Origin of the sequence: Microbacterium sp. NPDC058062 (genome assembly GCF_042885375.1) — a bacterium.
Lineage (GTDB): Bacteria > Actinomycetota > Actinomycetes > Actinomycetales > Microbacteriaceae > Microbacterium > Microbacterium trichothecenolyticum_C.
On sequence record NZ_JBHVSC010000001.1, the window covers coordinates 240,744 to 255,960 of the forward strand.

Sequence of the window (15,217 nt, forward strand, 5' to 3'; positions counted from 1 at the left end):
GCATCCGCTCTCCGTCAGAGCTGGTGCGGTCAGATGCGCTGCTTCGCCAGCGACGCCCTCGGGATCACGTACACGAACACCGTGAGCAGCAGGAGCCCCACGTACGCGGCGACGAAGCCGTAGAACGCGGCCTGGTAGCCGCCGGTGGCGAGCTGGGAGGCGTTGAGCACCTGGGGAACGAGGAACCCGCCGTAGGCGCCGATCGCCGAGATGAGGCCGAGCGCCGCGGCCGCCTTGCGGATCATCTTCGTGGCCTCCGGCGTGCCGGGCTCAAAGCCCCGCGCCCGCGAGCGCGCGGCGAAGATGCTCGGGATCATGCGGTAGGTCGACCCGTTGCCCATGCCGGTCGCCGCGAACAGGACGAGGAAGCACGCGAGGAACACGACGAAGTTGTGCATCGGCAGCGTCCAGACGAGGGCGAGCGCGCCGAGTGCCATCACCGAGAAGGCGCACACCGTCACGCGTGCGCCGCCGAACCGGTCGGCGAGGCGGCCGCCGTAGGGGCGGGCGAGCGAGCCGACCAGCGCGCCGAGGAAGGCGAGCGAGACCGCCGCCTGTCCGACCTGGATCGTCGAGAACTCGGGGAACTGGTCGGCGATGAGCTTCGGGAAGACGCTCGCGAACCCGATGAACGAGCCGAACGTGCCGATGTAGAGCAGCGCCATGATCCACAGGTGCGGTTCGCGCAGCGCGGCGGCGGAGCTGCCGAAGTCCGCCTTCGCCGACGACAGGTTGTCCATATAGCGCCATGCGCCGAACATCGCGACCAGGATCAGCGGGATCCACATCCAGCCCGCGAGGGAGATGTTGAGGGTCGCCCCTGCGCCGAGCGTCACGACGATCGGCACGGCGAACTGGGCGACCGACGTGCCCAGGTTGCCGCCCGCGGCGTTCAGGCCCAGCGCCCAGCCCTTCTCCTTCTGCGGGAAGAAGTAGGTGATGTTCGCCATCGAGCTCGCGAAGTTGCCGCCGCCCACGCCGCCGAGCGCCGCGACGAGCAGCAGCACGCCGAAGGGGGTCTCGGGGTTGGACACGACGATGCCGAGCAGTGTCGCGGGGATGAGCAGCAGCGCCGCCGACACGATCGTCCAGTTGCGGCCGCCGAAGATCGCGACCATGAACGTGTAGGGGAAGCGCAGGGTCGCGCCGACGAGGCTGGGCAGCGAGATGAGCCAGAACGACTCGGAGCTGGTGAGCTGGAAGCCGGCGGCCGGCAGCATCACGACGACGATGCTCCACAGCTGCCAGATGATGAACCCGAGGAACTCGGCGAAGATCGACCAGCCGAGGTTGCGTCGTGCGATCGCGCGGCCTGACGCCGCCCAGAACGTCGGGTTCTCGGCGTTCCAGCCGTCGATCCAGCGGCCCGGGCGATGGGTGAGTGCGACCGGCGCATCGGCCGGTGCGGTGGTGCGGGATGGAGCTGCGGTATCCGTCATCGACGGGGTGTCGGTCGTGGTCATGGCGCCTCCCTGATTGAGCAGACACTGGGGGTGAGTGTGTCTCCACGCTAGGAACGCGGTGTTTCGGCCCGCCTGCTCCCGCGGTTACCTCTCGGTCACTTCTCGATCACGGATGCTGCCGCCCGAGGTGGACGCCCCGTCACACGTCGGAAACACGTGGGGCTTCTAGACTCGAAGGCATGCGCGTCGACATCGTCACGATCTTCCCGACGTTCTTCGACGTGCTCGGCGTCTCGCTCATCGGGAAGGCCCGGGATCGCGGCATCCTCGACATGCACGTCCACGATCTGCGGGACTGGACCCACGATCGCCATCGCACCGTCGATGACACCCCGTATGGCGGGGGCGCCGGCATGGTGATGAAGCCCGAGCCCTGGGGCGAGGCGCTCGACGAGGTGCTGAGCGACGACGCCGTGCTGCTGGTGCCGTCTCCCGCCGGCGAACTCTTCTCGCAGCCGATGGCGCGCGAACTCGCCGACGAGAAGCACCTCGTGTTCGCCTGCGGACGCTATGAGGGGATCGACCAGCGCGTCGTCGACCACTACGCGGCGCGCGGGCGCGTGCGACTGGTGAGCCTCGGCGACTACGTCCTCAACGGGGGAGAGGTCGCGGCGATGGCCGTGATCGAGGCGGTGTCCCGGCTGATCCCGGGCGTCGTGGGCAACCCCGAGAGCCTCGTCGAGGAATCGCACGAGCTCGGCCTGCTCGAGTACCCGAGCTACACGAAACCCGCCGAATGGCGCGGGCTCGAGGTGCCGCCGGTCCTGCTCAGCGGCAACCACGGCGCGATCGCCGCGTGGCGGCGCGAGCAGAGCCTCGAGCGCACGCGGGCGCACCGTCCGGACCTGCTGAGCGAGCCCGATCCTGCCGCCTGAGGCGGATGCCGCGGCCCCGGCGGAATCGCCGGGGAGGCGTCAGGCGGGTTCGATGACGTTGAGCCGGTAGCCGCGCTTCACCACGGTCTTCACCAGGTCGGGAACGCCCAGCGACTCGCGGAGCCGCGCGACGGCCATCTCGACGGCGTGCGTGTTCTCGCCGGACCGCGGCAACGCCGCCTGCAGGCGAGGCCGCGACACGACACCGCCCTGGGCGTCGAACAGCGCGGCGACGATGTCGGTGGCGCTGCGCGACAGCGGGATGTGCCGGCCCTCCAGCACGATGCCCGTGCTGCGCAGTTCGAGACGCCCCGCAGAGGTCGGCAGCGACGCCGCGCCGCCGCCGCCGAAGTGGGTGACGACGGCTCGCACCAGCGAGCCGAGGCGACCCCGCTCGGCGATCAGCGGCTGGAGTCCTGCATCCTGGAGCGGACCCGCGGTGATGGGTCCGACGGCGGCCATGAGCAGGCGTCCTTCCGCCTCACGGTCGACGATCTGGTCGATCACGCCCTCGTTCCGTGCCGCGGTGATCCACTCTGCGGCGCCGGGGGCGGACGTGAACAGCACCGCGTCGACTTCGCCCTGCGCGGCGGCGATGACGGAGCGCGAGACCGCTGCGGGGTCCGGCGGAGGACCCCAGCGATACACGGTGAGGCTCACCACGTCGGCGCCCGCGCCCTCGAACAGGTCGTCCAGGCCGTCGGCGCCCGAGCCGTGGTGCTGAACCGCCACGCGCCTGTCGGCGACACCCTCGGCGAGGAGGTACTCGCCGAGCTCGGCAGAGGTCTCGGACTCGGCCACCCAGTCGGCGGTGAGACCCGCCTGCTGGATCGCGCCACGCGCCTTGGGGCCGCGGGCGACGATCTGGGCCCTGGACAGTGCGGCGTGGAGGTCGTCGAGGAGTCCGGCTTCGTCGGCGGCCTCCATCCAGCCGCGGAAGCCCACGCCGGTCGTCGCGACGACCACGTCGGGCTGCCGCGCTATCAGCTCGCGCGTCGCGGCGATGAGGGCGTCGTCATCGATGTGGGGCACGATCGTCAGCGCGGGAGCGTGGCGCACCTGAGCGCCATGACGCTCGAGTGCTGCGGCCAGCTCGGAGGAGCGACGATCGACGGCGATGACGATCGTGCAGCCGTCGAGCGCGGCCGAGAGGGTGGGGCGTGGGGTGGAGCTCAAAGGACGATGTCACCTGCCAGTTGGGGGTCGGGAAGCAGCAGCCCGGCGCGGGCCACCTCGCCGACCACGATGACGGCGGGGTTGCGCACGCCGGCGAGGCCGGCATCGACGACGACCGACCCCAGGGTACTGCGCGTCGTGCGCTGGTCGCGGTGGTGACCGCGCTCGACGATGGCGACGGGGCGATCCGCGGGAACGCCGGCGTGGAGGGCGTCCGAGACGATGCGGGGCAGTGCGCCGACGCCCATCAGGATGACCGTCGTGACGCTGTTGTCGCGGAGGGCCGCGAGCGTGGCCTCGGTCACCTCGGACGGTCCGTTCATGATGTGCACCGCTCCTGCGACACCGCGATGGGTGATCGGGATGCCGGCTGCCTGAGGAACCGCGACCGCGCTCGAGATGCCGGGCACGACGTCGACCGGGATGCCGGCCGCGAGGCACGCGGCGACCTCTTCGCCGCCGCGGCCGAAGACGAAGGGGTCCCCTCCCTTGAGGCGCACCACCCGCTTGCCCGCACGGGCGCGGTCGACGAGGAGCTCGTTGATCTCGTCCTGCGGCACCGGGTGGTGGCCGGGGAGCTTTCCCACGTCGATGATCTCCACGTCGGGGCCGACGTGGTCGCGGATGTCGGTCGGCCCGAGCCTGTCCATCACGACGACCTCCGCGCGCGTCAGCAGGCGCCACGCGCGCAGGGTGAGCAGGTCGATCGGACCGGGACCGCCGCCGATGAGGTCGACGCGCCCGACGGTGGTCTTCGCGCGCCCGGTCATCGCTCGCCCTCCCAGCGGACCAGGACATGCCCGTCGTCGATGGCCACGGGCCAGACGTGCAGGCTCTTCGGCTCCTTGCCCTGCGTATCGAGGCAGACGCCCGTGCGCAGATCGAAGACCTGCTTGTACATGGGCGAGGCGACCGTGGGGACGTCCTGCCGGGTGCCGACGATGCCGCGCGAGATGACGTGCGCGTGGCTGTAGGGGTCGAGGTTCGAGACGGCGTGAACGCGGCCCGCAGAGCCGTCGGGCCCGTGGAGCAGGAACAGTGCGATCTGCGTTCCGCCCAGGAGAGCGGCGCGGCCGCGCTCGATCTCGAGGTCGTCGAGCGCGCAGACGCGCACCCAGCCGTCGGGAGCGGTGTACTCGGCGGTCTGCGGGTCGACGAGGGTCATCGGCGCACCTCCAGGGTCGTTCCGGCGATGAGCACGCGCGAGTCGGCGCGCTCGTCCTCGGTGGCGGGTCGGGGCTGGCCGCGCTCGGCGGTGTAGGCCAGCGAGGGGTCGGGCGTCGTCGGGGCGTTGACGAACGACGCGAAGCGGCGGAGCTTCTCGGGGTCCTCGAGGGTCGCCTTCCACTCGTCCGCGTACGAGTCGAGGTGGGCTTCCATCGCGGCGTCGAGGTCGGCGCAGATTCCGAGGCTGTCGTCGAAGATGACCTCACGGAGGCCCTCGATGCCGCCGTCCAGGTCCTCGAACCACGGCGCGGTCCGCTGCAGGCGGTCGGCGGTGAAGATGTAGTACATCAGGAACCGGTCGATCGCCGTGAGGAGCTCGTCGTCGTTGAGCCCCTCGGCGAGCAGCACGGCGTGGCGGGGCGTGAAGCCGCCGTTGCCGCCGACGTACATATTCCAGCCCGCTTCGGTGGCGATCACGCCGACGTCCTTGCCGCGTGCCTCCGCGCACTCGCGCGCGCAGCCCGAGACACCGAGCTTGATCTTGTGCGGGGAGCGCAGCCCGCGGTAGCGAAGCTCGAGCTGCACCGCCATGCCGACCGAGTCCTGCACGCCGTAGCGGCACCAGGTGGAGCCGACGCACGACTTCACCGTGCGCAGCGACTTGCCGTAGGCGTGACCCGACTCGAATCCGGCGTCCACGAGCTGCTTCCAGATCTCGGGCAGCTGCTCCAGGCGCGCGCCGAACATGTCGATCCGCTGCCCGCCGGTGATCTTCGTGTAGAGACCGAAGTCCTTCGCGACCTGGCCGATCACGAGCAGTCCCTCGGGCGTGATCTCGCCGCCGGGGATGCGGGGGACCACCGAGTAGCTGCCGTCCTTCTGCAGGTTCGCCATCACGTGGTCGTTGGTGTCCTGCAGAGTGGCGTTCTCGCCCTCGAGCACGTGACCGCGCACGAGCGTCGACAGGATGCTGGCGAGAGCGGGCTTGCAGATGTCGCAGCCGCGCCCGGTGCCGAAGCGCTCGATCACGGCGCTGAACGTGGTGAGTCCCGACACGCGCACGGCGTCGAACAGCTGGCGGCGCGACATGTCGAAGTGCTCGCAGATGGCGTTGCTGAGCGCCGCGCCGGACTTCGCGAGCTCCGTGCCCACGATCTTCTTCACCATCATCACGCACGAGCCGCATGCCGCCCCGGCCTTGGTGCAGGACTTGATGGCCGCGACATCCGTGCAGCCCTCCTCGTGCACCGCGTGGCGGATCGCTCCCGCCGTGACACTGTTGCACGAGCACACGAGCGCCTCGTCGGGGAGGTCGCCGGTCGGCGCCGCGACGCCGCCCTCGGGCATGAGGTAGGCGGCGGGGTCGCCGCCGAGCGCGCCGCCGACGAGCGGACGCAGCGACCCGTAGGCCGATGCGTCGCCGACGAGGATGCCGCCGAGCAGCGTCTTCGCGTCGTCCGACAGCACGAGCTTCTTGTAGACGCCGGCCACCGGGTCGGCGTACGTGACGTCGAGTGCGCCCGGCGTCTCGGCGAACGCGTCGCCGAAGCTGGCGACGTCGACGCCCGACAGCTTGAGCTTGGTCGACAGGTCGTAGCCGGGGAAGGATGCCTCGCCCCCGAGCAGCCGCGTGGCGGCGACTTCGGCCATCGCATATCCGGGTGCGACCAGTCCCACGCACATGCCGTCGTAGTTGGCGACCTCGCCGATCGCCAGCACGCGAGGGTCGGAGGTCTGGCAGCCGGCGTCGATCAGCACGCCGCCGCGGGGGTGCACGTCGAGGCCGGCGCCGCGCGCCAGCTCGTCGCGCGGGCGCACGCCGACGGTGAAGACCACGACGTCGGTGCGCGCGTACGTGCCGTCGCGGAACTCGAGGCCCGTCACCTGTCCCGAACGGTCGGGGTCGAGACGGGTGGTGACCGCTTCGGTCTTCACGGTGATCCCGCGCGACTCGATGAGGCGCCGCAGGGCGTTGCCGGCGGGAAGGTCGAGCTGCGCCGACATGAGCCGGTCGGAGGACTGGACCACCGTGCAGTCGACGTCGAGTCCCTGGAGGGCGCCTGCGGCCTCCAGTCCGAGGAGTCCGCCGCCGATCACCGTGCCGACGAGCGGACGTCCGAGCTCGGCCGAGCGGCGCTGGACGAACTGCTCGAGCTTCTCGACGTCGTCGAGGGTGCGGTAGACGAAGCAGCCTTCGAGACCGAAGCCGTCGACGGCGAGCTTCGCCGCGTACGAGCCGGTCGCGAGGATCAGCCTGTCGTAGGCGAGGCTCGTGCCGCTGCGGGTCGTCACGCGGCGCGCAGCGCGGTCGATGCGGGTGACGGCCTCGCCGCGGAGGAACCGCACGCGCTCGTCGTCGAGCACCGCGCGCTCGAGCTCGAGGTCTTCGGGCGATGCGCCGGCGAAGAACCCGGTGAGGCCGACCCGGTCGTAGGGGTGACGCTCCTCTTCGCCGATGAGCGTGATGCGCCACTCTTCGCCGGCCCGGCTGAGCAGGCTCTCGATGAAGCGGTGCGCGACCATGCCCGCGCCCACGATCACCACGTGGGTGCCGAGGGCAGGGGTCTCGCTCATGCCGTCACCGTACGCCGGTGATGTTGCAGCAGCGTCAGCGTCATGTTTCCGGCTGTTGACACGGTCGCGGTGGGCCATGGCTCCTCCTCGGGGGGCAGACGTCTCGGTGACGCTGACGCTACGAGCGCGGTGTTTCACCGCCGGACCGCGGGCGGTTACCCCGAGCGAACGTTTCGATCACACCGGACGGCACGGGGAAGTGAGAAGAGCGGAGAGGATGCTGCGACCTGCAGGGCGCCCGCAGGCGCGCGGCCCGCCGGCCGGAGGCTCTTGCCGCGCGGGGTGAAGAGGAGGATTCTCTGCTGCATGGGGAACCTCGCTTCGCGCGAGCTCCAGCTGATCCGCTCCCAGTTCGCGTTCCCGCTCCGCGACCGCACCGTGACGAACAATGCCGCGAGCACTCAGCCTCCGCTCGCGGTGTTCGAGCTGCTGCGCGACCTGTCCGAGACGTACGAGAACGTCCACCGCGGGCAGTCCGATGCGTCCATCCGGACCACCGAGATGTTCGAGGCGTCCTTCGACACCATCGCGGCGTGGATCAACGCGCCGTCGAGACGCACGCTGTCGATGCACCGCAGCACGACGGAGGCGATCAACGCCGCGATGTACTCGCTGATGGCCGACTTCCGCGACGGCGACAACGTCGTCACGACCCTCATGGAGCACAACTCGAACTACGTCCCGTGGTATGCGCTGTGCCGCGAGATCCTGCCGCGGTTCGGCCTGCGGGTGGAATGCCGGCTCGCGCGATTCGACCATGAGACCGGTGAGCTCGATCTGGAGCACCTCGCCTCACTCGTGGACGCCCGCACGAAGCTCGTGTGCTGCACGGGCGGGTCGAACTTCCTGGGGACGAAGCCGCCGCTGGACAGCGTGCGCGCGATCGCGGACGCGGGCGGCTACGCCCAGCCGGACGGCCGCCGCGGTGCGCTCCTCCTCGTCGATGGCGCCCAGCGGTTCGCGAGCTCACGCGTGGACGTGCAGGCGATGGATGCCGACTTCGTGGCGTTCTCGTTCCACAAGCTGCTGGCTCCCTTCGGCGTCGGCGTGCTCTACGCGAAGGAGACGCTTCGAGAATCGCTTCCGCCTTTCCTGTACGGGGGCGACATGATCGCCGAGGGGCGAGTCTTCCCGGACCGCGTCGAGTACAACGAGCTGCCGTGGAAGTACTCCGCCGGCACCCCGAACATCCTCGGTGTGATCGCGTCGGCGCAGACGCTCCGTCTCATCGTCGACATGGTCGGCGCGGATGCCGAACGCGCCTGGTTCCGCACGGACGACCCGATCAGCTCTGCCGCCGTCGACGCCGCCATGGGGATCGTCGCCGGGCACGCGGCATCCCTCACCCAACAGGCCTTGGAGGAGCTCTCGGCCATCGACGGACTGCATGTGTACGGCGTGCCACGGGGGAGGGAGCGGACCCCGCTCGTCGCGTTCAACGTCGACGGGCACTCGCCGTTCGACATCGCCCGGGCGCTCAACGCGCAGGGGGTCGAGTCGCGCGCCGGGTGCCATTGCGCGACGCTCGCGCACCATGACCTGGCGATCGATCCGCCGGCGAGCTGCCGCGTGAGCTTCACCCTCTACAACACCCCCGAAGACGTCGATCGTGTCGTCGAGGCCGTCCGGCAGGCCGTCGACACGCCGGAACGGTTCGTCGCCGCCCCGGCGCCCAGCGGCGCCCCGCATCCGCTCGAGGGAGTCGCCGAGCGGATCTGAGCTCCGGGGGATCGGCAATCCCGCTCCGATAGGGTGTAGCGACCCGACGGCGAGGAGAAGATTCGTGCACACCTGGCCGGGATCGGCATATCCGCTCGGAGCGACATTCGACGGGAGCGGTACGAACTTCGCGCTGTTCAGCGAGGGCGCCGAGCGCGTCGAACTCTGCCTGTTCGGCGAGCGCGGTGCCGAGACCCGCCTCGAACTCGTGGAGGTCGACGCGTTCGTATGGCACACGTATGTGCCGAACATCCAGCCCGGCCAGCGCTACGGCTATCGCGTCCACGGCCCGTACGACCCCGCGAACGGCCTGCGCTTCAACCCCGCCAAGCTGCTCCTCGACCCGTACGCGAAGGCGGTCGAAGGTGCGGTCACGTGGGGGCAGTCGGTCTACGGGTACACGTTCGGGGATCCCGATTCACGCAACGACGACGACTCCGCCGCCGACATGATCAAGGGCGTCGTCGTCAATCCCTTCTTCGACTGGGCGGGCGACCGCCGGCCCGGGACGCCGTACTCCGAGACGCTCATCTACGAGGCACACGTCCGCGGACTGACCGAGCGCCACCCCGCGATCCCGGAGGACATGCGCGGCACCTACAGCGCCGTCGCGCATCCGGCGATCATCGAGCACCTCACGAAACTCGGCGTGACGGCGATCGAGCTCATGCCGGTGCACCAGTTCGTCGACGACGCGGTGCTGCAGGAGAAGGGGCTCTCGAACTACTGGGGCTACAACTCGATCTCGTACTTCGCCCCGCACAACCGCTACGCGGCGACCGGCGACCGCGGTCAGCAGGTCCAGGAGTTCAAGGGAATGGTGCGGGCACTGCACGCCGCGGGCATCGAGGTGATCCTCGACGTCGTCTACAACCACACGGCCGAAGGCAACCACCTCGGGCCGACCCTTTCGATGCGAGGCATCGACAACGCCGCCTACTACAAGCTCGACGACGACAAGCGCTACTACACCGACTACACGGGTACCGGGAACAGCCTCAACGTGCGCAATCCGCACTCGCTGCAGCTCCTCATGGACTCGCTGCGGTACTGGGTGCTCGAGATGCACGTCGACGGGTTCCGCTTCGACCTCGCGTCCGCCCTGGCGCGCGAGTTCTACGACGTCGACCGCCTGTCGACTTTCTTCGAACTCGTCCAGCAGGACCCCGTGGTCTCGCAGGTGAAGCTCATCGCCGAGCCGTGGGACGTCGGCCCCGGCGGCTACCAGGTGGGGAACTTCCCACCCCAGTGGACCGAGTGGAACGGCAAGTACCGCGACACCGTCCGCGACTTCTGGCGCGGTGAGCCGCAGGCGCTCGGCGAGTTCGCCTCACGGCTCACGGGGTCGAGCGACCTCTACGAGCACTCCGGGCGCCGGCCCGTGGCATCCGTCAACTTCGTCACTGCCCACGACGGGTTCACGCTGCGCGATCTCGTGTCGTACAACGAGAAGCACAACGACGCCAACGGAGAGGACGGCCGTGACGGGGCCGACGACAACCGCTCCGACAACTTCGGCGTCGAAGGCCCCACCGACGACCCCGCGGTGCTCACGATGCGCGCCCGCCAGCAGCGCAACTTCATCGCGACGCTCATGCTCAGCCAGGGGGTTCCCATGCTGCTGCACGGCGACGAGCTCGGCCGCACGCAGCAGGGCAACAACAACGGCTACGCGCAGGACAACGAGACCACGTGGATCGACTGGGATGCTGCGGACCGCCCGCTGCTCGAATTCACGGCGGCGATGAGCCGGCTGCGGCGCGACCACCCCACGTTCCGCCGTCGGCGCTTCTTCGAGGGCCGTCCCGTGCGCCGCGACGCCGGCGTTCCGATTCAGGACATCGCGTGGCTCCGCCCCGACGGGACGCTCATGCAGCCGGACGACTGGGAGTCCGGCTTCGGGCGTGCGGTCGGGGTCTTCCTGAACGGTCAGGGCATCCGCGAGAAGGACCGGCGCGGCGAGCCGATCCGCGACCGCCACTTCATCGTCCTCTTCAATGCCGGCGACGACATCATCGACTTCCGCATCCCGGTGGTCGAGTTCAGCCCCGACTGGGAGGTCGTCATCGACACGGCGGGGGAGCGGGCAGACTCGGCGCTCATCGAGCCGGGCGACACCCTGCGCCTCGCGGCGAAGTCGCTCATCGTGCTGAGCGAGCACCCGCGGGTCGAACGAGAGGTCGATCACTCGGTGGCGGCATCGCTCGCCGCCCTCGCCGGCGCCGGGACGCCCGCGCACGCACCCCGTGCGGAGCTGCGCACCTGACCGGACCGGTCAGGTGCACCGGGTCAGGCGACGCCGAGCCAGGACCGGTCCGTGAGGACGATGGGGCCGTCCTCGGTGATCGCGACGGTGTGCTCGGCGTGGGCGCCCCGGGATCCGTCGACCGAGCGCAGCGTCCAGCCGTCAGGGTCGGTCACGAGCTCGTCGGTCGTCTGCAGGAACCACGGCTCGAGCGCGACCACGAGGCCCGCGCGGAGCGGGTAGCCGCGTCCGGCCTTGCCGTCGTTGGGCACGTGCGGATCGCCGTGCATGATCCTGCCGACGCCGTGACCGCCGAAGTCGGTGTTGATCGCGTAGCCGTCGGCGTGCGCGACCGCGGCGATCGACGCCGAGATGTCGCCGATGCGGTTGCCCACGGTCGCCGCGCCGATGGCGGCGGCCAGTGCACGCTCGGTCGTGTCGATGAGCGCGAGGTCCTCGTCGCGCGGGGTCCCCACGACGAACGAGACGGCGGAGTCTGCCACCCAACCGTCCACCGAGACCGCGAAGTCGAGCGAGACGAGGTCGCCGTCGCGGAGGGCGTAGTCGAAGGGGAGTCCGTGCAGGACGGCGTCGTTCACCGAGGTGCAGATGACCTTCCCGAAGGGACGGGCGCCGAACGACGGGTGGTAGTCGATGTAGCACGACTCGGCGCCGGCTCGGCGGATGAGGTCGTGCGCGCGACGGTCGATCGCCAGGAGGTTCGTGCCCACCTTGGTCTCGTCGCGCAGCGTCGCGAGGGTCTCGGCGACGAATCGCCCTGCGGGCTTCATCGCCTCGATCTCGGCAGGCGTGCGCAACTCGATCATGTAGGGGATCCTCTCGTTCCCCTCCATTCTGTCTGACCCGTACGCATGGGGCTGGGAGGATGCTCCGCGGCACGCGGAAGCGGACCACCGGGGACGTGTGCGGGCGTAGCATCAGTGGCATGTGGCTGCGTCGCGCATTCTTCGGCTGGCTGATCCCGGCCGCCTTCCTGCTGCCGCTGTGGCTCCTGGTCGGATGGGCCGTGTTCAACGCCGGCGGCTGGGCGTTCCTCTGGGTGCTGTTCCTCGCCATCCCGGGCGTCTTCCTGTGGCAGCTGCTCCTCACCGTGCTGGTGCGGGCGCGCGGAACCGTGCGGGCTCACCGCGCCGTCTCGTGGTGGGACGTGCTCGGGTTCACGGTTTGGCACCTGCTCGTCATCTCGCTCGGCTTCTTCGCCGAGGCGTGGTGGGCGCCCGTCATGGTGGTGGCGATCCTCGCGGGCGTCGGCCTCTTCTGGCTCGAGCTGTGGCAGCTGTGGAGTGAGGCGCGGCCCTCGCGATTCGTCCTGCACACCTCGGAGGGGGTCGCCTACATCCCCGCGGAGACCGACGCGCCGGAGGCTGCTCCGCGCGAGGTCATCATCATCTCGGAGAAGCAGACTCCACCCGCGAGCTGACGCGGTTTGGCCGGGTGCGGCATCCATGGCAGAATGGTTGTTTGTGCCCTGACCGGTTCTGCCTCAGGGGAACCAGCTGGACGGCGTCACGCCGAAGGCCTGCGGCACACTCAGTCCTTTACCATCCTTCCCGCGGTCGACCTGTGGCGGCCGCAGAGAGAGACGATCATGCAGATCCTCGACGCCGTCGACGCGGCTTCACTCCGCTCCGACATCCCCGCCTTCAACGCCGGCGACACCGTGAAGGTGCACGTCAACATCACCGAGGGCAACCGCTCGCGTATCCAGGTCTTCCAGGGCGTCGTCATCGGCCGCTCCGGCGACAGCGTTCGCGAGACCTTCACGGTCCGCAAGATCAGCTTCCAGGTCGGCGTCGAGCGCACCTTCCCGGTGCACTCCCCGGTCATCGACCACATCGAGGTCGTGACCCGCGGTGACGTGCGTCGCGCGAAGCTCTACTACCTGCGCAACCTCCGTGGCAAGAAGGCCAAGATCAAGGAGAAGCGCGAGAGCAACTGACGCTCTCCCTGCAACGCTGTCACGAAGCCCCGGACCGACCAGGTCCGGGGCTTCGTCCGTACTCCGGAAGGGCCGGAGTGTGCGACCCTTGAAGGCGGGCCGCCGCGACCGTCGGCACCCGCGAAGGAACTCATGACGACCGAGAAGTCGGCTCCGGCCGAGCCGGCGCCCGGGCCCGAGCCCGCTGCGACCATTCAGCCGCGTCGTCGGGGCTGGCTGGTGTTCCTTCGCGATGTCGTCGTGATCATCCTGATCGCCGTCCTCGTCTCGCTCGTGGTGAAGACGTTCCTCGTGCGGTCGTTCTACATCCCCTCGGGGTCGATGGAGGACACGCTCCACGTCAAGGACCGCATCCTGGTCGACGAGATCACGCCGCGTTTCGGCGGTTACGAGCGCGGCGACATCGTCGTGTTCCAGGATCCGGGCGGATGGCTGCCGCCCAGCACGGCTCCCGCGCGTCCTCCGATCGTCGAGGGCGTCGAGTGGGTCCTGTCGCTCGTCGGCCTCGCGGCGCCCGACAGCGACGACCATCTCGTGAAGCGCATCATCGGGGTTCCCGGCGACCACGTCGTGTGCTGCAACGCCATCGGTCAGATCACGGTCAACGACGTGCCGATCGACGAGAGCGCGTACCTGAAGCTGCCGGCGGGGGAGACCGCCGCTTCGGGCGACCCCTTCGACGTGACGGTCCCCGAGGGCAGCCTCTGGGTGCTCGGCGACAACCGCTACCGCTCGAAGGACTCGCGGTACAACACGGATCAGCCCGGCAAGGGCTTCGTGCCGATCGACAACCTCGTCGGCCGTGCGTTCCTCGTGACCTGGCCGTTCGACCGGTTCGGCCTGCTGGACTTCCACCACGACGTGTTCGCCGGGGTTCCCGACGCAGAGCCGGAGGGCGGCGGGAAGTGACCGTCGCCGAGCCCCGCCTCACGCTCGAGCGCCGGCTCCTGCGCGAGCACACGCTCGTCATCGCGTGCGACGAGGTGGGGCGAGGGGCGCTGGCAGGTCCGGTCGCGGTCGGCGCGGCGGTCGTGGACGCCCCGCGATCGCGCAAACGCATTCCGCAGGGGCTTCGCGACTCGAAGCTCGTTCCCGAGCCGAAGCGCGCCGACGTCGCGGCACGCGCGGCATCGTGGGTCGCCGCAAGCGCCGTCGGGTGGGCGAGCTCCGAGGAGATCGACGAGATCGGCATCATGCGCGCCCTCGGGCTCGCCTCGATCCGCGCCATCGCGGATCTCCGCGCGCACGGCGTCGTGCCGGAGGACGCCATCGTCATCCTCGACGGCAACTACGACTACATCCGTCCCGCCGGCGAGTGGGGACTCACCGTGCGCCCGGTGATCAAGGCCGACCGCGACTGCGCCTCTGCGGCTGCGGCATCCGTCATCGCCAAGGTCGCGCGCGATCGCCTCATGACCGAACTGCATGACGAGCTCCCCGCGTACAACTGGGCGCGCAACAAGGGCTACGCCAGCCCCGACCATCGTGAAGCGATCCGCACGCACGGCATCAGCCGCCACCACCGGGCCTCGTGGTCGATCGCCGAGGCGCCGACGCTCTTCTGAGCGTTCGCCACACGCGCATGCGGGTCGCCGTACCCGCTCGCGCCCATAGGATGGATTCACCATGGATGACGAGGTCTTCGAAGACTACGACCGCGAGCTCGAACTCGCTCTGTACCGCGAGTACCGCGATGTCGTCTCGCAGTTCCAGTATGTGATCGAGACGGAGCGGCGCTTCTACCTCGCGAACGAGGTCAACGTCGTGCGCCGCGACACCGAGCACGATTTCTACTTCGAGATCTCGATGTCCGACGTGTGGGTCTGGGACATCTACCGCGCCGACCGTTTCGTGAAAGCGGTGCGCGTGCTGACCTTCAAGGACGTCAACGTCGAAGAGCTCTCGCGCCGTGATTTCCACCTCCCCGAGGAGCTTTCGCTCGATACCTGAGCGGGCCTGACGCCTCCTCCCCAGCCCGCCGATTCCGGGGCTCACCGCGAGTTCTGAACGGATGCCGCGGCCGCGCGCCCGCGCGCGT

14 protein-coding genes are annotated in these 15,217 nt (G+C 69.7%); 8 read left to right on the forward strand and 6 right to left on the reverse strand.

Features of this window, described 5'->3' with window-relative positions; all coding sequences use genetic code 11:
* Positions 1–29 precede the first annotated feature (29 nt).
* On the reverse strand, positions 30–1,463 hold the full coding sequence (locus tag ACFVSU_RS01110) for an MFS transporter (protein ID WP_387136892.1): 1,434 nt from the start codon (positions 1,461–1,463) through the stop codon (positions 30–32).
* Between the two features lie 179 nt (positions 1,464–1,642).
* Between ACFVSU_RS01110 and trmD the strand changes: the two genes are divergently transcribed.
* Positions 1,643–2,338, forward strand: a complete 696-nt coding sequence (gene trmD, locus ACFVSU_RS01115; RefSeq protein WP_387136894.1) for a tRNA (guanosine(37)-N1)-methyltransferase TrmD — start codon at positions 1,643–1,645, stop codon at positions 2,336–2,338.
* A 39-nt stretch (positions 2,339–2,377) separates the two neighbouring features.
* Here trmD and ACFVSU_RS01120 read toward each other — a convergent pair whose 3' ends face one another.
* From ACFVSU_RS01120 to nirB, 4 genes are read right to left on the reverse strand one after another with little or no spacing between them, the layout of a single operon-like run.
* Complete coding sequence (locus ACFVSU_RS01120) at positions 2,378–3,514, reverse strand: uroporphyrinogen-III synthase (protein ID WP_387136896.1); 1,137 nt, start codon at positions 3,512–3,514, stop codon at positions 2,378–2,380.
* Positions 3,511–4,284 carry a uroporphyrinogen-III C-methyltransferase gene (gene cobA / locus ACFVSU_RS01125; RefSeq protein WP_387136898.1) on the reverse strand — a complete coding sequence of 258 codons (774 nt, stop codon included), beginning with the start codon at positions 4,282–4,284 and terminating at the stop codon, positions 3,511–3,513. Before cobA ends, ACFVSU_RS01120 begins: the two co-directional genes overlap by 4 nt.
* Positions 4,281–4,679 (reverse strand): nitrite reductase small subunit NirD, encoded by a 399-nt coding sequence (nirD, locus tag ACFVSU_RS01130; RefSeq protein ID WP_387136900.1) that lies wholly within the window; start codon positions 4,677–4,679, stop codon positions 4,281–4,283. The genes cobA and nirD overlap by 4 nt, the downstream gene beginning before the upstream one ends.
* Positions 4,676–7,255, reverse strand: coding sequence for a nitrite reductase large subunit NirB (gene nirB, locus ACFVSU_RS01135; protein ID WP_387136902.1), 2,580 nt, complete (start codon positions 7,253–7,255; stop codon positions 4,676–4,678). Before nirB ends, nirD begins: the two co-directional genes overlap by 4 nt.
* Before the next feature lie 306 nt (positions 7,256–7,561).
* Between nirB and ACFVSU_RS01140 the strand changes: the two genes are divergently transcribed.
* Both ACFVSU_RS01140 and glgX read left to right on the forward strand, forming a co-directional pair.
* Positions 7,562–8,974, forward strand: a complete 1,413-nt coding sequence (locus ACFVSU_RS01140; protein ID WP_387136904.1) for an aminotransferase class V-fold PLP-dependent enzyme — start codon at positions 7,562–7,564, stop codon at positions 8,972–8,974.
* 64 nt (positions 8,975–9,038) lie between these two features.
* Entirely contained in the window at positions 9,039–11,240 is a 2,202-nt protein-coding gene (glgX, locus tag ACFVSU_RS01145; RefSeq protein ID WP_387136906.1) for a glycogen debranching protein GlgX, read from the forward strand.
* A 23-nt stretch (positions 11,241–11,263) separates the two neighbouring features.
* Here glgX and map read toward each other — a convergent pair whose 3' ends face one another.
* Positions 11,264–12,046 carry a type I methionyl aminopeptidase gene (map, locus tag ACFVSU_RS01150; protein WP_310291215.1) on the reverse strand — a complete coding sequence of 261 codons (783 nt, stop codon included), beginning with the start codon at positions 12,044–12,046 and terminating at the stop codon, positions 11,264–11,266.
* 119 nt (positions 12,047–12,165) lie between these two features.
* Between map and ACFVSU_RS01155 the strand changes: the two genes are divergently transcribed.
* From ACFVSU_RS01155 to ACFVSU_RS01175, 5 genes are all read left to right on the forward strand, one after another.
* Positions 12,166–12,660, forward strand: coding sequence for an MFS transporter permease (locus tag ACFVSU_RS01155; protein ID WP_387136909.1), 495 nt, complete (start codon positions 12,166–12,168; stop codon positions 12,658–12,660).
* 168 nt (positions 12,661–12,828) lie between these two features.
* The gene (gene rplS / locus ACFVSU_RS01160; RefSeq protein ID WP_310291209.1) at positions 12,829–13,179 is read left to right on the forward strand and encodes a 50S ribosomal protein L19; all 351 of its coding nucleotides are present in this window, start codon (positions 12,829–12,831) and stop codon (positions 13,177–13,179) included.
* Positions 13,180–13,311: 132 nt separating this feature from the next.
* Complete coding sequence (gene lepB / locus ACFVSU_RS01165; protein ID WP_387136912.1) at positions 13,312–14,088, forward strand: signal peptidase I; 777 nt, start codon at positions 13,312–13,314, stop codon at positions 14,086–14,088.
* Positions 14,085–14,744 carry a ribonuclease HII gene (locus ACFVSU_RS01170; protein ID WP_056367530.1) on the forward strand — a complete coding sequence of 220 codons (660 nt, stop codon included), beginning with the start codon at positions 14,085–14,087 and terminating at the stop codon, positions 14,742–14,744. The genes lepB and ACFVSU_RS01170 overlap by 4 nt, the downstream gene beginning before the upstream one ends.
* A gap of 61 nt (positions 14,745–14,805) precedes the next feature.
* The gene (locus ACFVSU_RS01175) at positions 14,806–15,129 is read left to right on the forward strand and encodes a DUF2469 family protein (protein WP_045297888.1); all 324 of its coding nucleotides are present in this window, start codon (positions 14,806–14,808) and stop codon (positions 15,127–15,129) included.
* The last annotated feature ends 88 nt before the right edge of the window (positions 15,130–15,217 follow it).

Bases quoted from the DNA above. Each gene is read 5' to 3' on its own strand.
- ACFVSU_RS01110 (WP_387136892.1), bottom strand. From the start codon at position 1,463: ATGACCACGACCGACACCCCGTCGATGACGGATACCGCAGCTCCATCC.
- ACFVSU_RS01155 (WP_387136909.1), top strand. From the start codon at position 12,166: ATGTGGCTGCGTCGCGCATTCTTCGGCTGGCTGATCCCGGCCGCCTTC.
- nirD (WP_387136900.1), bottom strand. From the start codon at position 4,679: ATGACCCTCGTCGACCCGCAGACCGCCGAGTACACCGCTCCCGACGGC.
- rplS (WP_310291209.1), top strand. From the start codon at position 12,829: ATGCAGATCCTCGACGCCGTCGACGCGGCTTCACTCCGCTCCGACATC.
- ACFVSU_RS01140 (WP_387136904.1), top strand. From the start codon at position 7,562: ATGGGGAACCTCGCTTCGCGCGAGCTCCAGCTGATCCGCTCCCAGTTC.
- trmD (WP_387136894.1), top strand. From the start codon at position 1,643: ATGCGCGTCGACATCGTCACGATCTTCCCGACGTTCTTCGACGTGCTC.
- lepB (WP_387136912.1), top strand. From the start codon at position 13,312: ATGACGACCGAGAAGTCGGCTCCGGCCGAGCCGGCGCCCGGGCCCGAG.
- nirB (WP_387136902.1), bottom strand. From the start codon at position 7,255: ATGAGCGAGACCCCTGCCCTCGGCACCCACGTGGTGATCGTGGGCGCG.
- map (WP_310291215.1), bottom strand. From the start codon at position 12,046: ATGATCGAGTTGCGCACGCCTGCCGAGATCGAGGCGATGAAGCCCGCA.
- ACFVSU_RS01175 (WP_045297888.1), top strand. From the start codon at position 14,806: ATGGATGACGAGGTCTTCGAAGACTACGACCGCGAGCTCGAACTCGCT.
- cobA (WP_387136898.1), bottom strand. From the start codon at position 4,284: ATGACCGGGCGCGCGAAGACCACCGTCGGGCGCGTCGACCTCATCGGC.